The following is a 24,420-nucleotide window of genomic DNA, read 5'->3' as shown; positions in this document are numbered from 1 at the left end:
TCAGGCTCTTACACGCGGGTGTTTCCAAATAAGCCCTAATTTCCCCAATACGCGTGGAGAAAGGCTATGTCGGGAACTAAACAGTTGAGCCCGCCCCGCGGACACGGGACGGGCTCAGCTGTTCGCAAAGCGAGCGTCAGCTACGCGTGCAGGTCAGCGTGGGCACCGCGTTGACCGAGTTGTTCCAGGTTCCGTTGAACCCGAACGACGTGGACGCGTTAGGGCCCAGGTTGCCGTTGTAGCTCATGTTGCGCGCCGTGTGGCTCGCGCCGCTGGCGGTGTCCACCGCGCTCCAGATCTGCGTGATGGTCTGTCCGTTGGCGAACGTCCAGGTCACGGCCCAGCTGGTGCTGGCGGTGGCGCCGTTGGTCACGGTGACGTTAGCCCCGAAGCCGCCGGGCCACTGGTTGGTGATCGTGTACGTGGCCGTGCAGCCGCCCGTGCCGCCGCCGGTCTGCGTGGTCACGCTCACCGTGGACGAGCGGGACGAGCGGTTGCCCGCGGCGTCCTTGGCGTACACGGCCAGGGTGTACTGGGTGCCGGCGGACAGCCCGGTCAGCGATGCCGAGTTCGTGCTCGGCGAGGCCAGCACGGTCTCGGTCGAACCGGACACCCGCACCACGTCGTAGCCGGTCACGCCCACGTTGTCGGTCGACGCGGACCACGACAGCGACAGCGAGGACGAGGTCACGTTCGACGCCGCCGGGGTGCCCGGCGTCGTCGGGGCCTGCGTGTCGCCGCCGGTGCCCGAGGTGGTCACGGTCACCGTGTTCGAGCGGGTCGAGCGGTTGCCCGCGGCGTCCTTGGCGTACACGGCCAGGGTGTACTGCGTACCGGCGGACAGCCCGGTCAACGACGCGGAGTTGGCGCTCGGCGAGGCCAGCACCGTCTCCGTCGAACCCGACACCCGCACCACGTCGTAGCCGGTCACGCCCACGTTGTCGGTCGAGGCCGACCACGACAGCGACAGCGAGGACGAGGTCACGTTCGACGCCGTCGGGGTGCCCGGCGTCGTCGGAGCCTGCGTGTCGCCGCCGGTGTTGTAGATGGTCGCCTGCGTCGAGGTGGTGGACAGGCCGTTGCTGCCGGTGATGTAGCGGTTGCCCCAGTTGCTGCGCTGGGCCGGGTTGAAGCTCGTCACCATGTCCAGGTACTCGACGCCGCCGCCGTTGCCGCTCCACGACCAGCCCATGTTGCCGATCCCGGCGGACTGGGTCTTGGCCATGATGGTGTCCTCGTCGGGGTTGCCGTCGGAGTGGTTGTCACCGAACTCGCACACGCACAGCGCCAGGTTGCGGCTGGTGAACGAGTCGACGTACGCGGTCACCTCGGCGGCCGTGTCGAACACGCCGTACATGTGCACGCTGAAGATGGTGTTGCCGGTGGTGTCGGCGGCCAGCACGCTCGGCGCGTTGTCGCGCATCGTGAACGACCAGTCCTGACCCCAGTTCGGCGCGTCCACCATGATGGTGTGCTGGAACCCGGCGTTGCGCAGTCGCTGGATGGCGCTCTTGGTGGCATCGGTCCAGTTGGGGGTGACCGCGTTGTTGCCGATCGGCTCGTTGCCGATGTTGAGGATGACGTAGTTCTCCTGGCCGGTCAGCGCGCTCTGGATGCTGATCCAGTAGTTCACGGCGGTGTCCAGGCTGACCGCGCCGCTCTGCTCGCCGAAGCCGGTGGTGTCGTGGTTCTCCAGTACGCAGATCAGCTTGTTGGTCTTGCACAGCGAGATGACGTTGGCGACGTCGGAGGCGGTGTTGGTGGTCCATCGCCCGCCGGACAGCACCACGCGCACGGAGTTGGCCCCGGCCGCCTTGATGTTGGCGAAGGAGCTGGTCTGGGTGGCGTACCAGGCGTGCGGGTGGTTGATGCCGCGCAGTTTGAGGGCGGTGCCGTTGGCCTCGACGAGCTTGCCGTTGGACACGCGGATGCCGGTGGCGGCCTGCGCGGGCTGGCTGAACGCCACCACGGCGGCGGCCAGCGCCAGCAGGGACGCGGCGGCCAGCGCGATCTTTCTCTTCATGTTCACCTCGGAGGGAGCAGCCCCGCCGGCACGGCCGACGCGGGGGACGGACACGAGGAATCGGTATGACGCAGCCCGACGGCTCCCTACAAGCGTCGGCATCAGCATAGGTTGATGCACCGATGGACGCAACCGGTTAAGGTGCCTCCTTCGGCCCGCACATCCCGAGCCGCGAACATTCGGCTGAACCGGTTCATGCCGATGCTCCACGACACGGCAGGTCGGCCGATGGGACGAGTGCCGCCACCGACCGGCCATAGCCTGACCGACGGGTCAGCGAACGTGAAACGCTCTGCGTATCCTGCGGCGGCACGATCATCGTCACGGGAGGACGCAACACCCCATGAGACTGCCCATCCCCCGCCGGCTGCTGGCCGTCGGCGCGGCCGCCGTGGCCGCCATCGCGCTGGCCCCCGCGCCCGCCCACGCCGCCGGCTACTTCGGCGCCCAGTTCGACGACCTGACCATGGGCGCCGGCGGCGCACCGGGCAAGGTCTACCCGCTGTACGTCTTCGGCGAGGACGTCACCGACGGCAAGGTCGTCCTCGACCTGACCGCGCTCGACGGCATCGCCAAGGTCTCCTTCCCCGGCCCCGACGGCGAGAAGTGCAAGGTGGCCGACAAGACCGCCACCTGCGCCTTCGCCGACGGCGGCGTCGACAGCATCATCTCCGTGCTGCTGCAGCCGCTGGCCGGCGCGACCGAGGGCGCCACCGCCGAGGTCCCGGTGACCACGTCGTCGGCCGACAACGAGCCGTACACGGTCAACACCAAGGTCACCGTCAAGAGCGGCGCCGACCTGATCGTCCTGGACCAGGGCAAGTACGACCAGGACGCGAAGATCGGCGACGACGTGTCCATGCCCATGGTCGTCGGCAACGTCGGTGACAAGGCCGCGCCGTCGCTGAGCTTCACCTTCAGCTTCACCCACGGCATCACGCCCGTCGAGTACGAGGAGTGCGAGTACGCCGTCTGGGACGAGGCCCAGGGCACGCACGTCTACTGCACCCTGCCCATCGAGGGCGGGCTCGGCCCCAACGAAGCCGTCGAGATCGAGGGCGGGTTCCAGGGCCGCATCGCCGCCGACACCTCGACGTTCGAGCGGGGCACCTCCATCGTGGACGTCGGCGACGACCTCCCCGCCCAGGCGCGCACCCGGATGGGCTTCGCCGAGCGCGGCTCCGGCAAGCACCTGAAGCTGGTCCCGGCCACCCTGCCCAGCCAGCGCACCGCCCGCGTCGTCGAGATCGACACCCGCGACAACTGGGCCGACTCCAGCTGGAACATCAAGACCCCGTTCGACCTCGCCGCGATCGGCGCGGACCTGGCCGGCGGCGTCGGCGACACCGTCACGGCGAAGCTCGGCGTGAAGAACACCGGTCCCAGCTCGTCGAACTCGGTCAGCTCCGGCGAGCCGATCCTGATGTTCGGCATCACCGTGCCGGAGTGGGCCAAGCTGGTCGGCGTGCCCAAGCAGTGCGAGGCGATCGAGAAGGTCGGCGACGGCTACGAGGGCCGGGGCTCCAAGCCCGGGTACACGTACTACCACTGCTGGAACCAGAGCTACTTCTTCGGCGCCGGTGAGACGTACACGCTGGACTTCAAGTTCGAGATCACCGGCGACAGCGGCGCGGACGGCGTGTCCACGCTGACCCCGATCGGCCGCTGGGAGCCGTGGAGCGACGCGAACAACGCCAACAACGAGGCGAAGATCGCGCACGCGGGCGGCGGCCTGCCGGTCACCGGTGTCCAGGTCGGCCTGATCGCCGGCGTGGGCGGCGCGCTCGTGGCGCTCGGCGTCGTCGTGTTCACGATGGCCCGCCGCCGGCGGATGCCGGTCGAGCTGAGCTGATCCGCAGTACGTGACAGTGGCCGCCGGGCATCAGCCCGGCGGCCACTGTCCGTTTCCGGCCTCGGCGGGCCGTGCGGTCGTGCTCAGACCTGCTCGACCTTGATCCGCAACCCGGCCTCGACCAGTCGTGCGGCAAGCGCGTCACCCATCGCCACGGCCGTGGTGACCTGCCCTGACGTCGGCGGCAGCGCGTCGAAGGCCAGGCACAGCGCCGACTCGGCGAGCATCTTGGCGGTCTCGCCGTAACCCGGGTCGCCGCCCGACACCTCGGTGACCACCCGGCGGCCCCCGCCCTCGCCGACGAACCTGGCGCTGAACCAGTTCCTCGCCCGCTGCTCCGGGCTGGGCCCCTGCCCGCTCGGCAGCCGCCGCATCAGCCACCGCCGCACCGGCCCGAGCTGGGCCAGCACGAACAGCACCGCCGCGCCCGCGATCCCGGCCAGCGCGACCGGCAGGCGGCGCACCGCCGCGCTGTGGGTGTAGGCGAAGTCCGGCCCGTACCGCTCCAGCGCCGCCGCTGACCGGCCCACGATCTGCGGATCGACCGTCGGCAGCGGCACCGACCAGCCCTGGAGCCCGCTGTCCGGGTGCACCCGGCGCAGCCCGCCCAGTGGCGTGCGGATCCGCCTGCCCGCCGGCCGGGGATCGAGCGCGCGTCGCTCCCGGCCCGCCCGCGCGGTCTCCCGTCGCCGGGAGAACGCCAGCAGCGCCGAGGCCAGCGTGCCGCCGGAGACCGTGCCACCGGCCCGCACGTGGCCGTCGACCCGGATCGGGCCGTCGGCCGGCAGCCGCCCGACGGTGAGGTACACGCCGAGATCGTGCGGCACCGAGTCGAACCCGCACGCGTGCACCAGCCGCGCCCCGGACGCGACGGCGGTGGCATGGTGGCGCACGTACATGTCGTCGATGAACTCCGGCTCCCCGGTCAGGTCCACGTAGTCGGTCCCGGCCGCCGCGCACGCGGCCACCAGCGGCTGGCCGTGCAGTACGTACGGGCCGACGGTGCTGATCACCACGCGGGCCGAGGCGGCCAGCGCGGCCAGCGACTCAGGGTCGCCGCTGTCGGCGTGCAGCAGCGGCAGCTCGGCACAGCCTGGCACGGCGGCGGCCAGCCGGTCCCGCACCGCCGCCAGCCGGTCCGGGTCACGCCCGGCCAGCGCCCACCGGCACCCCTCCGGCGCGTGGTGCGCGAGATATTCGGCGGTCAGCCCGCCGGTGAACCCGGTCGCCCCGAACAGCACGACGTCGTACGGCCGATCCGCCCCGCGGCCGGGTCGCGACTCACCCGCGACCGCGTTCACCGCGTCGCTCGCACGGTGCCCGAAGTCGAGCACCGTGGCGCCGTCCAGTTCCAGCGGACGCCACGACGCCGCGCCGTTGCGGCCGTGCTTGGGGTCGATGCCGATGAGCACCCGGCCGCCCGCGCGCACCCGCACGTGCCGGGCCTCCCAGTCGACGGTCGCCCGCTGCCGGATCTTCCCCGTGCAGCGCCAGCTCCGGTCCCGGAACCCGACGACCTGTGAGTGGCCGTGGATCTGCCCGAACGGCACGAAGCCGCCGGTGGTGTGGAAGCCGAGCCATTCGCCGTACAGCTCGGAACCCGCCTCGGCCCACAGCGGCCCGGACTTGCCGTCGGTGCCGGTGTAGAAGCCGCGCCACAGCATCGGCTCGGGCCGCTCGTCGAGCAGTCGGGCCGCGGCCGCCGCGGTGGCCGGCTCGCCCAGCTCCTGCCAGCACGCGACCGTCAGGCCGGCGTGACTGAGCAGGTAGTCGTCGCCGTCGGCGGTGCGCACCGCCGCCGCCACGCGCAGCCTGCCGTCCTCCCACCAGTCGCGCAGAAGGCGGGCGTCGTTCTTGGACAGCCGCTCGGGGAAGAAGTGGTCGCCGCCGGGAAGGTACTGCGACTCGTGGTTGCCCAGCAGCTGGATCCACTGGTCCGGCTGGTCGTCGAGGCGGTCGGCGACGATGCGCAGCACGCCGGAGCTGTCCGGCCCGCGGTCGACCAGGTCACCGACCTGGATGACGGTCAGGTCGGCGGGCAGCCGCAGGTCCTTCTTCCGCGCCCCGGCCGCGACCAGAGCCGCTCGCAGCTGATCGGGGAAACCGCCGACGTCCCCGATGACGATGACCCGGCCCATCCGCGCCTCCTCTTTCCCTGCGCCGCAACACTACCCACGGCTCGCGCGGTCGACTGTCCCGACAAGCCCGGGCCACCGCTGTCGTGATCACAGCACGGGACGACTTGGCGTCGATGCCCGACAGCGGCGAAGATACGGTCGTGCAGACAGACCGCGGGTTCGTCGGGCGCAACGAGACTCTGCAACGCTTCCTCCACGCTGTGGCCGATCCACCCGCAGTGCTGTTCGTCGCGGGCGAAGCCGGCAGCGGCAAGACCCGGCTGATCAACGAGTGGCGCCGGCAGGCCGCCGGCACGGTGCTGGCTGCCGCGTGCCCGCCGATCCGGCCGCCGCTGCCGCTGGCCGCGGTGACGGGGCTGCTGCTGAGCGCCGAGCCGCACCTGCCCCCGGCATCCGCCTTGAACCCGCTGCTGGGCGCGCTGCGCCCACTGCTGCCCGAACTCGCCGATCGCATGCCGCCGGATCTGCCGGGGCTGGCCGACCCCGCCGAGGAGCGCCACCGGATGCTGCGGGCGATCCGCGTGCTGCTGGGCTCGCTGGGCCGGGTCACCCTCGTCGTCGAGGACCTGCAGTGGATCGACCCGGACTCGCGCGACCTGCTGTCGCTGCTGATGTCCGCGCCGCTGCCCGAGGTGTGCCTGGTGCTGTCCTACCGGCCCGAGGAGCTGGCGGTGCCGGGACTGCCGCTCGGCGTCGCCGCGGCGTACGCCCCGCAGATGCGCTCGGCCACCGTGCGGGTCCAGCCGCTGCAGGCCGAGGAGGTGCGCCAGCTCGTACGCCAGGTGCGGCGGCAGACCGGAGCCAACCCGGACGTGCCGGCCGACTTCACCGCCCGGCTCGCCACGGCGACGGGCGGGGTGCCCCGCGTCATCGAGGACGTGCTGGAGCAGCTGCGCCTGCCCGGCGAGGACCCCGACGGCACCGGCTTCGGCCGGTTCGCCCCGCCCGCCCGGCTGCGCGAGCTGACCAACGCCCGCGTCGCCGCGCTGTCCACGGCCGGGCGGCGCATCGCCGAAGCCGCCGCCGTGCTCGACGAACCCGTCGCCGAGGAACTGCTCGCCGAAGTGTCCGGGATGGACGCCGGGCAGGGCCGCGACGCGCTCGTCGAGGTGCTGGCCGGGGCCGTGCTCGCCGAGGCCGAGGACGGCCGCTACGGCTACCGCATCCCGCTGGCCGCCCGCGCCGTGTACGAGGTGATGCCCGGACCGTGGCGGCGCGAGCTGCACAGCCGTGCCGCGGCCGCGCTCGCCCACGGCAACGCGGCCCCGCAGCTGGCCCGGCTGGCCCACCACCACCGCCGCTCCGGCCAGCACAAGGCCTGGATGCGCCACGCCGAGGCGGCCGCCGAGCGCTACATCGCCGACGGCGACAACGAGGCCGCGATCGCCACCCTGGAGGAGGTGCTCGCCGACCAGACCGTGCCCCGCAACGTGCGCACCCGGCTGACGATCCGGCTGGCGCAGACCGCCGAGGTCGGCCGCCGCTCCGACCAGACCGTCGCGCTGCTGCGCCGCATCATCGCCGACGACCGGCTGCCCGTCGCCGCCCGCGGCGAGCTGCGGCTCAAGCTGGGACTGGTGCTGATGAACCAGGCCGGGGAGTACGCCGAGGGCGCGGCCGAAGTGGAACAGGCCGTCGACGAGCTGCACGAACGCCCGGCGCTGGCCGCCCGGGCGATGGCCGTGCTGTCCTGGCCGGTGCTGCATTTCTCCTCGTTCAGCCACGACCTGGGCTGGCTGGAACGCGCCGAGGAGGCCGCCGCGGCCTGCGACGACGACGCCATCAAGATGGCCGTGCTCGCCAACCGGGCCACCCTGCTGATGAACTGCGGCGACCCCGCGGCGTGGACGGTGGCGCAGCGGCTGACCACCGAGGGCGGCCCGAACCTGGCCGTACGCCAGCAGGTCGCGCGGGGCCTGCAGAACCTCGCCGACGCGACGATCCTGCTGGGCCGCCACCGCGCCGCCGAGGACTTCCTGCGCCAGGCCACCGACCTCGCCGCGCAGGTCGGCGCGTCGGTCACCTCCACCACGGCGCGCTGCACCATGCTGCGCCTGGACTGGTCGATGGGCCGCTGGACCGGGCTGGCCGACCGGGCCACCGAGTTCATCGGGCCGGACGGTCCCACCACGCAGGTCGAGGGCCACCTGGTGACCGGGCTGCTGGCGATGGCGCGCGGCGACTGGGACACCGCCGAGTCCTCCCTGGCGGCGGCGGGCGTCGCCGCGCCGCACACCAGCACGGTGCCCGTGGTGGCCGCGGCATCCGGGGCGTACATCCGGGTGCTGGCGGCCCGGGGGCAGCTCGACGAGGCCGTCGCCGAGACCCGCCGCGCCGTGGCCCGGGTGCGGGCCAAGGCCATCTGGAACTGGGCCGCCGAACTGGCCCCGTACGCGGTGCACGTGCTGGGCCAGGCGGGCCTGACCGCCGAGGCGCGCGGGCTGACCGAGGAGTTCGCCGCAGGCATGCGCGGGCGGGAGTCGCCGCTGGCGGAGGCCTCGCTGGAGCTGTGCCGCGGGCACCTGCTGGCCGCCGAGGACCGCCATGCCGAGGCGGTGGAGCATTTCGCCGGTGCGGCGAAGGGCTTCGCGGCGCAGCCGCGCCCGTACGAGGCGGCCCAGGCCGAGGAGGGCCGGGCCCGCAGCGAACTGGCGTCACGGCCCGGCGACGCCGACGCGCTGGCGGTGCTGGCCGCGGCCGGAGCCGTGTTCACCGGGCTGGGCGCGGGCTGGGACGCCGCTCGCTGCCAGCACACGCTGCGCGAACACGGGGTGGTGGCGCGGGGCGGGCGGCCCGGCTACGGCGGCGGCCTCACCCCACGGGAACGAGAGGTGGCCCGGCTGGCCGCGCAGGGGCGCACCAACCGCGAGATCGCCCAGATGCTGTTCCTGTCGCCGCGCACCGTCGAACAGCACGTCGCGCGCTCGCTGCACAAGCTGGGTGTCCACTCCCGAGCCGAACTGGCCGGAGTGGAGCTGGACCTGCCGGGTTGAGCCCATGAGCGAGCGTCAGCGAGCGAATCATGAGCACGGCGACTCATGCTGGAGCCGAGCGCAGCGAGGCGGAAGCATGAGCGGCCCCCGGAGCCGTTGCCGGCGCCGGAGGCCACCTCCTCCCCAGGCCCCGTCGCGGCCCTGGCACAGACCGTGCGACGGTGGATCGAGCCTGTCGTTCGTGCTGGTGGTGGAGGAGCGACGATCGGCCGCTCCCCCACCTCAGGGTCGTACGCCGCCAGCTCTGGATGACGACGCATCTCCCTGCCACACCGCTCAGCGAGAGCACTGGTTCCGGCCGGCGGTGACCGGCCGTTACCTTCAAACCGTTCGGGTCCCTCCGACGGGGTGCGAATCCACCCAGCGACACGGAGACGAAGTCACGTGCCGCTGGGGAGTCGCTCGGCGGTTCCCAGGTGGTCCACCCATGCCTTCAACGATCGCCGAGCGCGGCTGTGGCGACAATCCGTAGAGCGCTACGTAGCCATACGCAAGTAACCGCGGCTGCCTACGGATGGGCGTGGACCATGCAAATTGCAGGTCAGCCCCAGGGTGCGCTGACCGCGAAGGCACACTCGCGGTCGAAGCGGTCGTCCCGGTCCCGCCACCGGTCGATCCACAGCTCCTCGCCGCGCAGGTGGACGTAGTAGCCACGGTAGTTGTACGACTCCAGGTACACCGCGCCCGCGACCTTGCCCGGCCGGACGCAGAACGTCGCGTCGGCCCGGAACAGCGGCGACCCGTCGCTGCGCTCGTGGCGGATCCGCCAGTCGCGGTGCCGCAGGTAGCCGCCGTCGACCCCGACGAAGGAGAAGCAGTTCTTGTCGGCCAGCCCCGCCGCGACGGTGAAGGTGGCCGCCTGCCGCACCCCGCCGGGGCTGGCCAGAGTGACGCTGACCAGCGAGGCGAGGCCACCGCTCTGCCGGACGAACCGGTCCGGGCGGTCGGCCGCGCGCAGCGACCGCTGACTGCCCGCCAGCAGCGCCGACGGGGCCAGCGACTGGCCCGGCACGGGCGCTGCGGACGACGGCGCGGGCGCTGACGGGCGGGCCGCCGGGCTGCCCGGAAACTCCCGCACCGGTGGCTCCGCCGACTCGCTGACCGCGCCGAACCCGTCGACATATCCGCGCGAGCCCGCGGTGGGCAGCGCCGCGGGCTGCGGGATCACCTGGTCGGAGGGCCGGGTCAGCGCCCAACCGGCCGTCGCGGTGGCGAGCACCGTGGTGACGGCGACGACGATCACGACCGGACGCCGGGAGCGCCTCGGCTCCGGCGCCCGCTCCTGCGCCGCGAGTTCCTCGACTGTCGCCGGCAGGCTCAGCCTGGGCAGGATCGTCGTCGCGTCGTCCTCGTTCGCCCGATGCTTGGTCACGCCAGGACGCTACCGACGGGCCCCGGTGCTCGCGATCGGCTGTCCGACCGAAGTCACGCCTCCGCCGGGCGCACGGCCGCGGCCCGGACCGGATGGCCGCGGCGCAGCAGCGCGTTCTCGGCGACCGTCCACGCCGTCGAGGTGACCAGGTAGAGCAGCGCGGCCAGCGGCAACACCACGGCACTGAGCAGGATCGTGTACGGCAGCACCCGCGGCAGCGCCGCCAGCAGGCCCGTCGGCGGTTCTGCCTGCAGCGCCGCCAGGCGTGCCGCCCGCTGTGACGAGGCCCACGCCAGCGCCGTCAGCACCGCCACCACGCCGCCGAACACGGCCAGGTGCGGCAGCCACGCCGCCGCCGGGGCGAGCAGGTGCGCGCTCAGCGGCACCCCGGACAGCGTGCTGTCCAGCAGCACGTTGGCCTGCCCGGCGACCGTGGTGCTGGCGAACAGCTGGTACAGGACGATGAAGACGGGCGCCTGGAGCAGCATCGGCAGGAACCCGGCCAGCGGCGACACGCCGGCCTCGCGGTGCAGGTCCGTCATGGCCTGGGCGAGAGCGGCGGTGTCCTTGCCGTGCTTCTTGCGCAAGGCGGCCAGCTGCGGCGCGAGCGCGGCGCGGGCCCGCTCACCGCGTACGGCAGCCCTGGTCAGGGGGTGGAGCAGCAGCCGGACCAGCATCGTCACGGCGACGACCGCCGCGGCGACGCCGCCGACGGGGGCGAGCAGGGTGGACAGGTGGACGACCGCGGTGTGCGCGGCATGGAACAGCGAAGCGAACACGGAAGACAGACCCCTCTGCGGGTACGGCTGCCCGGCCGGGACGTCGGTCGACCGGCGGGGCGTGGACTCGGACCGTGTGGGCCGCGCCCGGATGACGCCGGGTCAGCAGGCCAGAGGGGTGGAGCCGGGTGCTCGGGGGCGGGGGCGGCCCGCCGCGTCGGGGTCGCGCTGGCGCAGCACGCCGGTGTGCTTGGACAGCTGGCGCAGCGCGAGGTCGATCGCGGCCCGGCTCGACGGGCGGCCCGCGATGCCGTGGGCGGCTACCGCCAGGGCGGTGACGAGCAGCAGGGCCGCCGCACCGGCGAGCATCGTGCCGAGGCTCGGCTGGTCCGCCGCCGCACCGGCGCACAGCACGGCCAGCCACAGGGTCAGAGCCCAGCGGGAGGCGGCGGCGATCGGCACGCGGCAACCGTACCCGCCTTGCGCAAGCTGTCGTGCGGTCCGGCGTCGGTCAGGTCCTTCGCCCCACGACCACGACCGCGCCGCGTTCGTCGCAGTGGGCCAGTCGCGGGGTCAGTCCTGTCGCGGCGAACAGGGCGCAGGCCGTGTCCGCCTGCTCGTCGCTGGTCTCCAGGAGCAGGTGGCTGTGCGCGGCGAGCCAGTCCCCCGCGCCGGCCAGCACCCGGCGGGCGATGTCGAGTCCGTCGGGGCCGCCGTCGAGGGCGACCGTCGGTTCGTGCAGCCGCGCCTCCGGCGGCATCAGCGCGATCGCGTCCGTCGGCACGTACGGCACGTTCACCACCAGCACGTCCACCCGGCCGCGCAGCGAGTCCGGCAGCGGCTCGTAGAGGTCGCCCTCGTACACGTGGCCGCCGAGGGGTTCGACGTTGCGCCGGGCGCAGGCCACGGCGGCGGGTTCGATGTCGGTGGCGTGCACCTCGATGCCGCCCTGCGCGGCCAGCACGGTCGCGGCCGCGCCCGACCCGCAGCACATGTCCAGCACCACGGACCCCGGCCGCAGGAGGCGCGCGGCCTCCTCGACCAGCAGCTCGGTGCGCCGGCGCGGCACGAACACGCCCGGGTCCACGGCGATGCGCCGACCGCAGAACTCGGCGAAGCCGACGATGTGCTCCAGCGGCAGCCCCGCGACCCGGCGCGCGACCATCTCCTCCAGCTCGGCCGGCCCGGCCGCCGCCGAGATCAGCAGCTCGGCCTCGTCCTCGGCGAACACGCAGCCCGCCGCCCGCAACGTGGTGATCACATCCGCCCGCACCGGCACCCCTCCCCCGACCCGGGCCAGGCTACGCCGACAGACCCGGCCGCGACTCGAACGGGTCCTCCGCCGGCATCGGCCCGGTCGGCCGGGCGTGGCGGCGGCCGACTGACAGCGGTCCCGGCACGGCCACATCTATTTTGATGTGGCCACATCAAAATAGATGTGAACCGCGGCTGCGATATGTACTGCGGCACGGGCTGGATGCCACCACGACGGCCCGGAGGACGGCCCCCTGCCGGGAGTCGTACGTGGCTAAGATCCCCGCCCATGCGGACGTTCGTGGCCGGGGTGCTGCTGGTCGACGCCGATGGGGCGCTGTTGCTGCAGGAGCGCGACGAGCACGCGCCGACGTTCCCGAACCAGTGGGCGTTCCCCGCCGGGGTCGCCGAGCCCGGCGAGCGGCCGCTGGAGGTCGCCCACCGCGAACTGTACGAGGAGACCGGCCTGCGCGTCGCCGAGCTGGCCCTGTTCTGGGAGGGCCCGATGCCGCAGAGCCCGCTGTACGGCTACCTCTTCCACGGCCGCACCACCGCCCGCCAGTCCGACGTCGTGCTCGGCGAAGGCCGCGCCATGCTATTCGTGCCCCCGGCCGAGATCCTGTCGCTCGACCTGGCCCCCTACGCCCGCCCCGCCCTCACCTCCTTCCTGTCCTCACCCGACTACCGGAGCCGCCTGCACCCACCCACCGCGCGGTGATCATGAAGTTATGGCAGTGACACGCCGTCGAACACTGCCTTAAGTTCATGATCAACCAAGAACAGCGGCGGCGGCGAGGGCCTCGTCGCGGATCGCTGGGGAGGTGGTGGTGGTCTGGACGTGGTCCAGGGCGAGGCGGTAGGCGGTGGGGAAGGCCTGGTCGGCGGGGACGGCGATGTCGGGTACGACGCCGGTGCCCTCCCAGTTGGTGCCGGTGATCGGGTTGATGGAGCGGGCCACCGGGACGGTGATCTCCAGGGTCGGGGTGATGGGGAAGCGGTCGGTGGGGTGCGCGCCGCCGCGGGTGGTCTCGCCGATCAGCGTCGCCCGGCCGTGGGACTGCAGGTTGTAGCTGAGTTCCTCGCCGGCGGAGAAGGTGCGGTCGCTGGTCAGGACGTATACGGGTCGGTCGAGGTAGCGCTCGCCGGGCAGGTAGGCCACGCTCCAGTACTGGCGCAGCGAGGTGCCCGCGCCGGACTCGATGCTGTTGAGGTGGGTCTCGCCGTCGGGGAAGAAGTAGCTGGTCCAGAAGATGGCGCCGTCGGGTGAGCCGCCGCGGTTGCGGCGCAGGTCGATGATCAGCGCCTCGGTCTGGGAGACCAGTTCCATCGCCGCCGCGATCGCCCGGCCGCCCAGCCCGGCCATGGTGATGCCACGGAGGTCGAGGCAGCCGATATTGCCGTCGAGGCGTTCCACGCGGGCGATGCCGTGGTTGGTGACGCGCAGGTGCTCGCGGTAGACGGCGTCGGCCTCTGCGGGGTCGACGGTGGTGTGCAGGCGGGCGTCGCGGACGCGTACCCGAAGGTGCTTGTCGGCGCAGTGCTCGGCCAGCCGCAGGGTGAGCGCCTCGGCGAGCGCCGCCTCGTCCAGGCCGTCGTACTCGCCCTCGGTCAGGCGGCGGCGGACGTCGGCCGCCGCCGGGACCGCACGCTCGGGGAACACGTAGTTGGCGCACATGAGTTCCATGGCACGCTCGACGAGAAGCTTGGGCATGGCCGACACCGTAACGGGCCGCCCGGTGGGCGGTCGTCGGGGTTTCAGCGCAGCCGGTGCCGGGGCCCGGTGGACTGCACCGGCACCCGGGCCGCCTGAGCCACCTGGGCCAGCCCGGCCACGTGCGCGGCCAGCCGGGCGCTGGTCAGCTCGCAGGCGGTGATGTCGGTGACGGCCAGCCAAGACATGTGCACGCCGCCGTCGGCGGAGATGCTCGCCGACCAGCGGGTCCCGGTGGGATGCGTGGCGATCACCGCGACCCCGACCCGGCCCAGGTCGGCCAGCAGCGCGTCCAGGTCGCGCAGCTGCTCGGTGTGTTCGCCCCACGGGTCGGCCACGAACAGCAACTGGATGCCCCAGGCGTCGCCGGTGACGTTGTTGATGCGGGCCGTCGGCATGTCGGCGGTCTGCGAGTCGTGCAGCACGGCGGCGTTCGCGGCGGCGCGGCGGCCGATACGCGCCAGGGCGTCGCTGACCGACGAGCTGGTGCGCACCCGGTCGCTGAGCGCGCCGAGGGCTCGCATGTCGGCGCTGCTCAGCCCGGCGACGGTGACGGCGGCCTCGTCGGCCCAGCTGGCGGTGGCGGCTTCGGCGACCAGGTAGCGCAGCAGGTCGTCGCAGCGCTGCGGGTCGCCGAGCAGGGTCAGCAGGCCGGTGCGCTCGCCGTCGACGAACAGCTCGCCGCCCTGCGGCCAGGTGCCGATCTTGAGCAGGCCGGGCAGCAGCGACGGGGTGTCGACGCGGTCGGGCAGCCACGACGACGCCGACAGCGACCAGGTGTTGGGCCACTGCACGTCGAACGGCTCCGGCGGGTCCGCGCACGGGGCGGCGAGGATGATCGCGAGGTCGCCGCCGTGCTCCCAGGCGGCGGCGATGTCGGGCATCTCCCACGGGGCGCGGCCGCGCAGGCCCGCGGTGAGCTGGCGCAGTCCGGCGTCGAGGCGTTCGGTGGCGCGGTGGCGCGGCGGCACCTCACGGGTCCGGTAGCCGAGCGGGCTGCGCACCCCGCCGACGCCGCGGCGGCGGCCCACCCGCAGCCGGTGCAGGCGGCGGATCCGGCGGCGTACCACGACGTGCCCGGCGAGCACCCCGGCCAGCGCCAGGCCGGCGCCGGCGGCGAGCACCTTGGTCCGGCCGGTGCCGGGGTCGGTCTCGTCCAGCGGTATCACGTTCGGGCGGGTGGCCGGGGCGGGCACCGCCGAGGTGGACGGGGCCGGGGCCGAGGGCGTCACCGCGGTCGCCGGCGCGGGCGAGGCCGGCGGCGGGCTGGCCTGTGGGGACGGGGTCGCCGGGGCCGGGGTCGCGGGCGGGGGCGGCGTGGTGGGCTGCTGCGGGGTGGTGGGCTGCTGCGGGGTGGTGGGCTGCTGCGGGGTGGTGGGCTGCTGGGGTGCGGGTGTCTCGACGGCGGGCAGCAGCAGCTTGCCGGTCGCGTGGCGGATCTGGCCCCGGTCGTGCGCGTCGGCGGGCAGCACGATGCGCCAGCCCGGCTCGATGTGGTTCGGGTTGCGGATCAGCTGCGGGTTCAGCGCCGCGAGCTGCTGGTATCGGTCGAAGTCGCCGGTGAAGCGCTGCGCGATGCAGCCGAGGTAGTCGCCCTTCTTGACGACGTACACGGGACGTTCGACACGTTCGCGCAGCGAGGCCTGGCGGCGTTCCACCGCGGCCGCGACGGCCTGCACGGGCGTGGGAGCCGCATGGGCCTGCACGGGCGCGGAAGCCGCGTAGGCCTGCACGGGCGCGGCCGAGGGTGCGGCGTACGCCAGGGCGGGCGCGACCCGGGGTGCGGCCACCACACCGGCGTACGGAGCGGACGGAGCGGACGCCACGAGCCGGGCGGCGCTCGGCGCGGGCAGGGACGGCAGTGCGGCGGTCGCCACGCTCGCCCCGGCGAACACCGCGATGAGCGCGCCCACCAGCACAGCCGCGACCCGCTGCTGCAGGCCGAGGCCGGGCAGCCGGGCGGCGCGGCGGCCGCTGATCCGGGCCCCGATCTCCACCAGGATGCTGAGCGTGAAGGTGGCCCAGGCGATCCAGCCGGCCACCGCGAGCGTGTTCAGGAACAGGTCGCCGTCGTCGGGCGAGGTCAGCGCGGTGGTGATCTCGTCGAGCGTGGGCAGCTGCCGGGGCAGCGGGTTGCCTGCGAGCTCCATCAGCGCCACGGGCACGCCCGCGACGATCGCCACGATCCCGGTCAGCGAGGCCAACCCGGCGAGCAGGCGCAGGGTCCAGTGGGGGCGGTTGCGCCGGACTGGTGCCATGATCGCGCCCTTTCGTGTGTGGCTGCTCGGCCGGCCGAGCAGGACTATCCGATGAGGAGTGTCGCGGTGGCCTCGCCGGTGGCGCGCCACGTCGCCCCGCCGAGGAAGGCCAGGCCGGTGGGGTTCTCGTAGGTGATCGTGGCGCTGACGGTGACCGTCGTGTTGTCGGGCGCGATGGTGACCGTGCCGGTCGCGCCGACGGTGTTCAGGTAGGCCTGCGCGGCGTTGGTGGCCAGCGTCAAGTCGATGATCTTGTCGCCCCCCTGGATCGCGAGGGCCGGGTTGATGGCCTGCCCGGCGCTGCGGGCGGCCTCGGCGGCGATGTTGTCGGCCCGCTGGTAGGCCCGCAGCCGCCCGCCGCCGACGACGACCAGGCCGAACATGAAGACCCAGGCCTGCGCCATGATCACCACGAAGACCGTCGCCTTGCCCCGGTCGTCACGCCACCTCATGTGCGGCTCCGGTACGTGTCGAGCGGACTGGTGAAGGAGGACTCGATGACGAAGCTGCCCGGCACACCCGGCATCGCGATGTCGGCGAACTGCAGCTCGCAGACGACCCGCACGGTGACCGTGGCGGCCACGCCCACCGGCTGCTGGAAGCCGCTGGGGTCGACCAGCTCCGCGTCGAGCGGGTCGCAGGTGAGGCCCGCGGCCAGATAGGAGTTGCGCGCGGCGGTCTCCGCCTGGCTGCGGGCGTCGCCCTCGGTGCGGGCCAGGCTGGCGGTGCGCGCGGCGTCGTACGCCGCGGCCTCCCCGGCCTGCCGGGCCAGGCTGTACCGGCCGCCGACGATCACGGCGGCGAAGAACAGCAGCACCGAGGGCACCAGGATGGCCAGCTCGACGGCGGCCGAGCCGCGGTCCCCGCGGCGGGCAGGCGTGCTCACGGCACCCACCTCTCCACCGGCCCGTGCGCCTGCTGCGTGACGTCGAAGGGGTTCAGGAACGGCAGCAGGCTGACTGCCCGCCCGGTGACAACCACGGTCACCTCGGTGTTCGCGACGTTGCGGGTCGCGGTGACCTCCGCGCCCTGCAGGCCGAGCCCGATCCGGCGCAGGAAGTCCTCCGCGTTGGCCTTGGCCGAGGCGTCGGTGCCGTCCTGCTGGCGGCCCGCGTACGCGCCCTGGGTCGCCGCCGCGAGCGCGACGGAGCGGGCGTAGAAGTACAGCCCCGTCTGCACCACCATCAGCGACACCAGCAGCAGCGGCGCGGCGATGATCGCGAACTCGACGGCGGCGCCGCCGCGGTCCGGGCACGCCCGTGACCGGCTCCGCACTCGGAGCCGGTCACGGAGCGGGCGTGAGGTCACGGGCCGGCCGGCGCGTCCGGCGCGTCGGTGGGGACCTGTTCGATCCACACCTGCGCGATCTCCCAGACCGCGTAGGCGACGAAGGCCGCGGCGAGCGCCATGATCGTGACCATCACGATGTGCGGCACGGGCCCTTCGCCGCGGTCCCGGACGGCCGGGGACAGCAGGGTGCGCAGGCGGACCTCGACCGCGGCGCAGAACGTGTTGAACATATCGCCTCTACTCCTCATCGTTGGTTGAACAGGCTCACCATCAGCGGATAGCCGACCAGGACCAGCAAGATCATGATCATCATCGTGGATGGGATGTCCAGCTTGGAGGTGCGCGTCTTGGCCACCTCCAGGGCCCGGACCCGGATCTGGTCGCGCAGGGACGCCGCCTGGGCGCGCAGCGTCTGGTACACCTGGGCGCCGTCGTTGCCGGCGCTGCGCATGATGTCGGCGAAGCTGGTCAGCTCGACCACGCCGATGGTCGTCGCGAGACTCTTCAGCTCGTCCCACGGCGCGCGCATCTGCAGTTGCGCACTGAGCAGCGCGGTCCGCAGGCGCACGTACGGCCAGCCGTCGCAGATGCGCGCCGAACGCTCCATCGCCTCCACCGCGCCGTGGCCGGAACGCACCTGGTGCGCGGTCAGCGTCGCGTACGTGCACAGCGCCCGCACGAACTCCGCCCGCGCCGACTTGGCCTTGTTGAGCATGTCGTAGTGCGCGAGCGCGCCCAAGCCCAGCGCCAGCACCAGGGTCAGCGCCACCGGCACCGCGAACGGCACCGAACGGCCCGTCGCGACCAGCACCACCGTCAACAGCACCGGCAGCATCAGCCCGAGCAGCGCCGACAGCGCGACGCCGGACACGTGCCGCTCCGGGGTGCGGTCCAGGATCGCCAGGTCGGCCTTGGGCAGCCGCAGTCTCGACAGCCAGTCGCCGTCGACGGCCGGAGCGTGCTCCGGGGCGGCGAAGCTCGGATCAGCCCCCGGGTGCAGCCGCCGCAGCGCCGGGCCGAGCGCCGGTGTGGCCGGCACGAACTGCATGACCAGCAGGTACACCCCGAACCCGGCGACCGCGCCGCCCGCGATGCCCAGCGCCAGCCACAGGTTGCCGTTGATCACGGGGCCACCTCCACCGATGCGGCGGCGGCCTCCGAGCGCAGCAGGCGCGGCAGCCGCTCCGGCAGCGACAGCCCGCGGATCCACATCATCAGCGCGACGTACAGGCCGGCCAGCAGCGCGAGGATCAGCTGGCCCAGCAGCGTGCGGTAGGGCGCGGCGTAGCCGGGGTTCAGTGCGCCGAACAGCACCAGCACCACGGTCACCCCGGTCAGGAAGCGCACCGTGAAGCGGGCCGAGGAGCGTTCGCTGTCCACGGTGGCCCGCGCGACGATCTCCTCGGCCAGACCGTTGGCGATGTCCAGCAGGGCCAGGTGCAGGCCCTCGCCGCCGTCGGCCGACTGCAGGATGAGCGGCGCGACCACCTCGTCGCAGCTGGGGTCGTCGAGCTCGTCGGCGAACGCGCGCAGCGCCCCCGGCAGGCCGGTGCCCGCCTGCAGGCGCGCGGCCAGCGTGCGGATCTCGGTCGCCAGCAGCGGCGGCGCGGTGCGGGCCGTGGCGATGATGGCGGCCTGCAACCCGATGCCGTTGCGCACGTAGTCGCTGACCCGCCGGGTCCACGCCTCCAGCGCCGCCAGCCGGGCCAGTGCCTTCTTCTCGGCGGTGGCCGCGGAGAACAGCCACGGCACCCCGGGCACCGCCAGCGCGACGATGATCCCGCCGACCGGCCACCCCGTGACCAGCCAGGCCACCGCGCCCGCGCACACCGCGAAGATCAGCACCCCCTGGCGGGTATGGCGCTGGGCGGCGGTGCGCCCCGGCCCACGCCAGAACCGGCGCAGCCACAGCCGGGTCGGCGAGGCCGGTCCCGCCGGGCGGCGCGTGCCGACGATGAACAGCACCGCCAGCACGACACCGGAACCCGCCGTGAGCACGGACAGCGCCGCGAGGATCTGGATCATTGGCGCACCCGCTTGACGTGCAGCTCCCTGGTCCAGGCGCCCCGGTTGTGCGGGCCGGCCTCGATGTAGGGCACCAGCTCGCGCGGGTCGTAGCCGACGTCCATCAGGTCGTCGCGGATGCGCTCCGGCAGGTGACGGGGCACGGCCCGGCCGTCCGGACCCGGCCCGAACACCGTCGTGGTGACCACGCGGTCCTCGCGCATACCGCCGACCTCGATGACGTGCGAGACGAACCGGTGCTCGCCGCCGCCGATGGCGCGCTCGTCGACGACCGCCGTGTACACGATCAGGTCGATGCCCTGGGCCGCCATGCGCAGTGCCTGGTCCGCACCGATGTCGTTGCCGTACGAGCAGGCCAGCTGCACGATCGAGTCCATCACCTCGCGGGCCTGGCGGGCGTGGATGGTGCACATCGCACCCCGGCTGACCGTCATCGCCCGCAGCATCGGCACGATCTCGCGGCCGCGCGTCTCACCGACGATCACCCGCCGCACGCCGAGCCGCTGGGTGATCGGCATCATGTCGTGCAGGGTCTTCTCACCGCGGCGCTTGCCGTTGTTGTCGTACTCCCCGTGGCCCTGCAGGGCTTCGAGGCTGATCACCCAGTTCTCGTCCGACGGGTGCACGGACTCGTGCAACCCGAGCTCGCGGGACTCCTCCAGGGTGATGTACGGCTCGCCGGCCGGAATCGTGCGGCCCAGCGCGCGCAGCAGCGTGGTCTTGCCGGACGCGGCCAGCCCCGCGATCATGATGTTCGCGCCGGACTCCAGCGCCTTGATCAGGAAGCGGTACAGCAGCAGGTCGATCATGCCCCAGCGGTCGCGCAGCTCCTCCAGCGTCGCCGTGAACAGGCTGTGCTTGCGGATGTACACGACCGGCCGCGGCGACACCTTGTACAGCACCGTCATCCGGGAACCGTCGGGCAGCTGCATGTCCAGCTCGGGGTTGGACTCCGACAACTGGCGCTCGGTGGCCGCCACCCGCATAGCCAGCACCTGCAGCATGCCGATCAGCTCGTCGTCGGTGTCGGCGACCGGCTCGCCCCGGCTGCGGCTGCCGTCGGCGTGGTGCAGCAGCACCTGGTCGCAGCCGATGATGTGCACGTTGGTGATCTTCGGATCGTCCAGCAGCCGCTGCAGCCGGCCCGCCCCGAACATGCCGGCCACGACCGCGTCGAGCAGCGCCTGCTCGTAGGCGGGGCTGACCGGGGTGCCGGCGTGCGCCATCGCGACCACGTAGTCGGCGATGATCTCGCGGCCGATGCGCGACGCCGTCTCCCGCCGGTACGCCGCGGTGACGTTGGCCGAGTCGGCCAGCATCCGGGTCAGCGTCTCGGTGACCCGTCCCTGCAACTGGCGCACCACCGCGTAGTCCACCGGCGTCGCGGGCGCGGCGTGCGCGCCCGGCGGCTGGGGCTGGTAGCCCACCCGCGCGTGGCCGTTGACCCGGGGCACCGCCGCGGGCTCCGGCGGGATCGGGATGAACCGCGGGGCCGTCACGGCGTCACCGGCAGCGGCTCGGTGTCGCGGCGCGACAGCGCGCTGTCCATCCGGCGGTTCGCGATCAGACCGGTGACGTTCTCGTACGCCGCGGCCGACTTGCGCATCAGCGCGGCCCGGCGGCGGCCCCGGCCGTCGCCGCACAGCGCCCCCGCGGTCGCGGCGTCCCACGGCAGGCTCGCCACCACCGGCACGCCCAGGTGCCGGGAGACTTCCCGCCCCGCGATCCCGCCCCCGATCAGCAGCAGGCCGAGGCTGTTCTCCACGAAACCGGCGGGCAGCTGGCGGCGCATCGCGCTGACCGCGGAGACCGCGGGCGACACCGTGCGCAGCGAGTGCGGCCGCAGCGCCAGCAGCACCAGGTCGGCCCGCGCCAGCAGCGCCCACGGCGGGTGCGCCGACGACAACCGCCCGCAGTCGGCGATCACCATCTGCGCCGTCATCCGGGAGAAGAACTCGCCGAGGCTGGTCCAGGCGAGGTTCAGGGTCGCGCTCTGGCCGGGCTCGGTCAGCCCGGGCAGCGCCATCCGCTGCTGGCGGGGCGCGTCCAGGTCGATGAGGTTGCCGGCGAGTTCCTGCTCCGCGGTGCCGCGCAGGGCCGCCGACGCCAGCGGCAGCATCCCCCGGCCGGCGGGCAGCTCGTAGCGGGCCAGGTAACCGGCCAGCAGGTCGCCGCCGGCCGGGTCGCATTCGGCCAGCAGCACCGGCGACGGCCAGGTCAGCGTGAACGCCAGCGCGGCCGTGGAGACACCGGGCGAGCCCTTGGCGGAGACGATCGCGATCAGAGTCATCGGCGGCGGCTCACGATCCGTCGAGGACGAGCACGATGCGGTCACCGGCGGCGAGTGCCGCCACCGACGGCGCGTCCACCGTGGCCACCTCCACGTTGATCACCCACTGGCCAGACCTGGCGCCCGCGGCCAACTGCACGATGGTGGCGGTGACGGTGCGCGGCGGTACCAGGTCCGGGCCGTCGTTCGACCCGCCGCCGCGCTCGGGCACCACGACGAGCAGCACCTGCGCGCCCACGGACAGCCGGGAGGCCGACGGCATCTTGTCCTCGCCGAGGGCGATGCCGATCAGCTGGTGGCCGGGAGCCGGGACCGGTGTCTCGGTGACCTGGTCCAGCGTCAGCAGCGTGCCCGGGACCAGCGCCATCACGGCGCGTTTGCCGATCACCTGCGCGGCGTTCGCGGCGAGGATCGGGCGCAGGCCCACCGCCTGGTTGACCCGCACCACCACCAGGTCCTCGCGAGCGATCAGCGCGCCCTTGCCGACCGGCCGGGCCATCGCCAGGTAGTCCTGCGTGCTGCCGATGCGCTGCGCGACGTACGCCGCGGTCAGCGCGCCGACGATGATGAGCAGCACGGCGAGCGCGCCCTGGGCGACCGACCTGCGCCGGGGAGCGGTGCGGGGCACCGGGATCGGCGCCGCGGGCAGCGCCCGCGCGGGCGCACTGGTGTTGACGCTCATGCCGCCTTGCCTCGTTTCTCGACGTTCCCGCTCACTTGTTCACTACCTGCATCTCGTCGATCCGGACCTCGGTGTCGGAGGACCGCTCGATGTCGATCACGCCGGACTCGACCAGGCCCGTGCCGCCGCCCTCGGTGACGTGCCATTCCACGTGCCACGTGGTGACGGCCACGACGTCGTACGTGCCGTCACCCTCACTCCGGGACGGCTCGGTGTACCGGTGGCCGCAGGTCGGGGACGGCGTGTTGCCCTTGTCCGCGGTGTACGGCGTGCCGGGCCCGTTGCAGGGCACCGCGGCACTGCCGTCGCCCATGTTCCAGCGGATGACCGTGGCCGTCGCGGTGGCCTCGACCGTCAGGCCGGGCACCGACGCCTCCCGGGTGACCGAGCCCCAGGTGCTCTCGCTCACCGTGGTCCACATCCACACCGGCAGTCCGACCAGACCCGCACCGTCGGGGTCGGGCGCCATCTGGATGTCCGGACCCGCGATGGGCATCGCCCTGATCGCCCGCACGGCCAGCGCCATCGGCGAGGGCATCGCCCCGTAGCCCGGCGGCGGATCGGTCAGGTACTCGTCGCTGCCCTGCTGCCAGCCCGCCGACAGGCCGCCGTAGCACCAGACGGCGTACATGAAGCCCTCGGCCGGGTCGTTGCCGCCCCAGATCGGGTCGTTGTCGGGCAGCTCCATGCGCTTGTAGTAGCAACTGTCGGTGTGGTTGAACCAGCCCATGCTCTCGTCGTGGCAGGGGATGAGGCCGAGGTCCTCGTGCTCGCAGTCGATGCCGTCGCCACCGCCGCCGCCTCCCCCGCCACCGCCGCCGCCTCCCCCGCCGCCACCGTCGACGATCAGGATGCAGGGGCCGTTGTTGGGCGGGCAGTAGATGTAGTCGGCGTGGGCGGGGCTCTGCGTCACGACCAGGGTGAGCGCCAGCGTCACCGCGGTCGTGGCGAGCGTGGCCAGCACGCGGGTGCGGGTCAGCACGACGCCGCCCGGTCGGTGTGGGAGTCCACCCAGCGCCAGAGGCTGTCGGGGTAGAGCCCGGCACGCAGGGTCACCGGGTAGCGCTTGTTCTGCCCGGGGGCCGCGACGGATTTGCGGGTCTTCTTGTTGACGGTGTCCGTGCCGGCGTCGTCCACGCAGGCCTCCACGACGATCGAGGTCGAGCTGACCGAGACGACCCGGCGCAGCGTGACAGTCGGTTTCCCGGTGCGGATCAGCCCCTGCGCGGAGAGCAGCCCGAGGTCGCGCTCCAGCTGGGCCATGTAGCGGCCGCCGGCGTACCGGTAGAGCGGGCGGCGCGTGACGTCTTTGTTCCAGTCGTACTTGCCGGTCTGGCCGGCGGCGAGATAGATGGTGTTCAGCTTCTGGAAGGCCGTCCAGGCGGTGTCTACCGTGCGCTGCTGGTCGTCGCTGAGCTTCGGGCCGGGCGATCGCACCGCGGCCTGGGTCGGCAGAGCCTCGGGTATCGGCACCTCGGCCGAGCACCCGGTGAACGCCAGCAGAGAGGCAGCGGCCAGCAGGGCCGCGGCGGCGACCGACCGTCCTCTTCGGCTGTACGGAATCATGCGCCCCCCTCGTCCCCGACGAGCCCCGCTGAGTCCTTCACCTGCCAGAAGTCGTTGTGCTGTAAGCGGATCCCCCCGCATCAGACGGCCGATCGTACGATGAACTCCGCCGATATAACAAGGGGTGAGGAATAGCCACACGGACAGTGTTTGTCATCAGATCTTCCATTTACGACTCACGATCATTCCGATCTCGATCGTCTCGTCGGCGCGGAAGGCTCCCCTGACAGCGGCCTTCGATCCATCG

The 24,420-nt window shown here is 73.1% G+C and carries 22 protein-coding genes and 1 pseudogene; 3 read left to right on the top strand and 20 right to left on the bottom strand.

Annotated elements, in window-relative coordinates; all coding sequences use genetic code 11:
• Positions 1-136: 136 nt before the first annotated feature.
• Positions 137-2,023, bottom strand: a complete 1,887-nt coding sequence (locus AB0B66_RS14765; RefSeq protein WP_360528618.1) for a cellulase family glycosylhydrolase — start codon at positions 2,021-2,023, stop codon at positions 137-139.
• A 343-nt stretch (positions 2,024-2,366) separates the two neighbouring features.
• Between AB0B66_RS14765 and AB0B66_RS14760 the strand changes: the two genes are divergently transcribed.
• Positions 2,367-3,875: a hypothetical protein gene (locus AB0B66_RS14760; protein WP_360528615.1), complete on the top strand. Its 1,509-nt coding sequence runs from the start codon at positions 2,367-2,369 to the stop codon at positions 3,873-3,875.
• An 83-nt stretch (positions 3,876-3,958) separates the two neighbouring features.
• On the opposite strand, the gene AB0B66_RS14755 is transcribed toward AB0B66_RS14760, so the two are convergent.
• Positions 3,959-5,176: a saccharopine dehydrogenase NADP-binding domain-containing protein gene (locus AB0B66_RS14755; RefSeq protein WP_360528981.1), complete on the bottom strand. Its 1,218-nt coding sequence runs from the start codon at positions 5,174-5,176 to the stop codon at positions 3,959-3,961.
• Positions 5,177-5,626: 450 nt separating this feature from the next.
• Positions 5,627-6,013 (bottom strand): annotated as a pseudogene (locus AB0B66_RS14750) (metallophosphoesterase); the annotation flags it as partial.
• Positions 6,014-6,153: 140 nt separating this feature from the next.
• Between AB0B66_RS14750 and AB0B66_RS14745 the strand changes: the two are divergent.
• A complete protein-coding gene (locus tag AB0B66_RS14745) occupies positions 6,154-9,006 on the top strand; it encodes an AAA family ATPase (protein ID WP_360528612.1) in 2,853 nt (950 codons plus the stop codon).
• 541 nt (positions 9,007-9,547) lie between these two features.
• Here AB0B66_RS14745 and AB0B66_RS14740 read toward each other — a convergent pair.
• The 4 genes from AB0B66_RS14740 to AB0B66_RS14725 form a co-directional block, all read right to left on the bottom strand.
• Positions 9,548-10,378, bottom strand: a complete 831-nt coding sequence (locus AB0B66_RS14740) for an AbfB domain-containing protein (RefSeq protein ID WP_360528609.1) — start codon at positions 10,376-10,378, stop codon at positions 9,548-9,550.
• A 53-nt stretch (positions 10,379-10,431) separates the two neighbouring features.
• The gene (gene yidC, locus AB0B66_RS14735) at positions 10,432-11,157 is read right to left on the bottom strand and encodes a membrane protein insertase YidC (protein WP_360528606.1); all 726 of its coding nucleotides are present in this window, start codon (positions 11,155-11,157) and stop codon (positions 10,432-10,434) included.
• 102 nt (positions 11,158-11,259) lie between these two features.
• On the bottom strand, positions 11,260-11,559 hold the full coding sequence (locus AB0B66_RS14730; protein ID WP_360528603.1) for a DUF6412 domain-containing protein: 300 nt from the start codon (positions 11,557-11,559) through the stop codon (positions 11,260-11,262).
• 49 nt (positions 11,560-11,608) lie between these two features.
• Positions 11,609-12,370 (bottom strand): putative protein N(5)-glutamine methyltransferase, encoded by a 762-nt coding sequence (locus AB0B66_RS14725; RefSeq protein WP_360528600.1) that lies wholly within the window; start codon positions 12,368-12,370, stop codon positions 11,609-11,611.
• 270 nt (positions 12,371-12,640) lie between these two features.
• Between AB0B66_RS14725 and AB0B66_RS14720 the strand changes: the two genes are divergently transcribed.
• A complete protein-coding gene (locus AB0B66_RS14720; RefSeq protein WP_360528597.1) occupies positions 12,641-13,069 on the top strand; it encodes an NUDIX hydrolase in 429 nt (142 codons plus the stop codon).
• 51 nt (positions 13,070-13,120) lie between these two features.
• On the opposite strand, the gene AB0B66_RS14715 is transcribed toward AB0B66_RS14720, so the two are convergent.
• From AB0B66_RS14715 to AB0B66_RS14655, 13 genes are read right to left on the bottom strand one after another with little or no spacing between them, the layout of a single operon-like run.
• Entirely contained in the window at positions 13,121-14,062 is a 942-nt protein-coding gene (locus tag AB0B66_RS14715; RefSeq protein WP_360528594.1) for a S41 family peptidase, read from the bottom strand.
• A gap of 44 nt (positions 14,063-14,106) precedes the next feature.
• Entirely contained in the window at positions 14,107-16,320 is a 2,214-nt protein-coding gene (locus AB0B66_RS14710) for a LysM peptidoglycan-binding domain-containing protein (protein WP_360528591.1), read from the bottom strand.
• A gap of 44 nt (positions 16,321-16,364) precedes the next feature.
• Complete coding sequence (locus tag AB0B66_RS14705; protein ID WP_360528588.1) at positions 16,365-16,772, bottom strand: hypothetical protein; 408 nt, start codon at positions 16,770-16,772, stop codon at positions 16,365-16,367.
• On the bottom strand, positions 16,769-17,206 hold the full coding sequence (locus AB0B66_RS14700; RefSeq protein WP_360528585.1) for a TadE family protein: 438 nt from the start codon (positions 17,204-17,206) through the stop codon (positions 16,769-16,771). The genes AB0B66_RS14705 and AB0B66_RS14700 overlap by 4 nt, the downstream gene beginning before the upstream one ends.
• A complete protein-coding gene (locus AB0B66_RS14695) occupies positions 17,203-17,595 on the bottom strand; it encodes a TadE/TadG family type IV pilus assembly protein (RefSeq protein WP_360528582.1) in 393 nt (130 codons plus the stop codon). Before AB0B66_RS14695 ends, AB0B66_RS14700 begins: the two co-directional genes overlap by 4 nt.
• A gap of 29 nt (positions 17,596-17,624) precedes the next feature.
• Positions 17,625-17,840, bottom strand: coding sequence for a hypothetical protein (locus AB0B66_RS14690; protein WP_360528579.1), 216 nt, complete (start codon positions 17,838-17,840; stop codon positions 17,625-17,627).
• Between the two features lie 14 nt (positions 17,841-17,854).
• Positions 17,855-18,733 (bottom strand): type II secretion system F family protein, encoded by an 879-nt coding sequence (locus AB0B66_RS14685; RefSeq protein ID WP_360528978.1) that lies wholly within the window; start codon positions 18,731-18,733, stop codon positions 17,855-17,857.
• Positions 18,733-19,635: a type II secretion system F family protein gene (locus AB0B66_RS14680; protein WP_360528576.1), complete on the bottom strand. Its 903-nt coding sequence runs from the start codon at positions 19,633-19,635 to the stop codon at positions 18,733-18,735. The genes AB0B66_RS14685 and AB0B66_RS14680 overlap by 1 nt, the downstream gene beginning before the upstream one ends.
• Complete coding sequence (locus AB0B66_RS14675) at positions 19,632-21,134, bottom strand: ATPase, T2SS/T4P/T4SS family (RefSeq protein ID WP_360528573.1); 1,503 nt, start codon at positions 21,132-21,134, stop codon at positions 19,632-19,634. The genes AB0B66_RS14680 and AB0B66_RS14675 overlap by 4 nt, the downstream gene beginning before the upstream one ends.
• Positions 21,131-21,925, bottom strand: coding sequence for a ParA family protein (locus AB0B66_RS14670; RefSeq protein ID WP_360528570.1), 795 nt, complete (start codon positions 21,923-21,925; stop codon positions 21,131-21,133). Before AB0B66_RS14670 ends, AB0B66_RS14675 begins: the two co-directional genes overlap by 4 nt.
• Before the next feature lie 10 nt (positions 21,926-21,935).
• A complete protein-coding gene (locus AB0B66_RS14665) occupies positions 21,936-22,607 on the bottom strand; it encodes an SAF domain-containing protein (protein WP_360528568.1) in 672 nt (223 codons plus the stop codon).
• Between the two features lie 31 nt (positions 22,608-22,638).
• Positions 22,639-23,589, bottom strand: coding sequence for a hypothetical protein (locus AB0B66_RS14660; RefSeq protein WP_360528565.1), 951 nt, complete (start codon positions 23,587-23,589; stop codon positions 22,639-22,641).
• Positions 23,583-24,173, bottom strand: coding sequence for a hypothetical protein (locus tag AB0B66_RS14655; protein ID WP_360528562.1), 591 nt, complete (start codon positions 24,171-24,173; stop codon positions 23,583-23,585). The genes AB0B66_RS14660 and AB0B66_RS14655 overlap by 7 nt, the downstream gene beginning before the upstream one ends.
• Between the last annotated feature and the right edge of the window lie 247 nt (positions 24,174-24,420).

It is taken from the genome of Catellatospora sp. NPDC049111, from assembly GCF_040648615.1.
Lineage (GTDB): Bacteria > Actinomycetota > Actinomycetes > Mycobacteriales > Micromonosporaceae > Catellatospora > Catellatospora aurea.
This window is presented reverse-complemented; position numbering and strand designations above follow the sequence as displayed.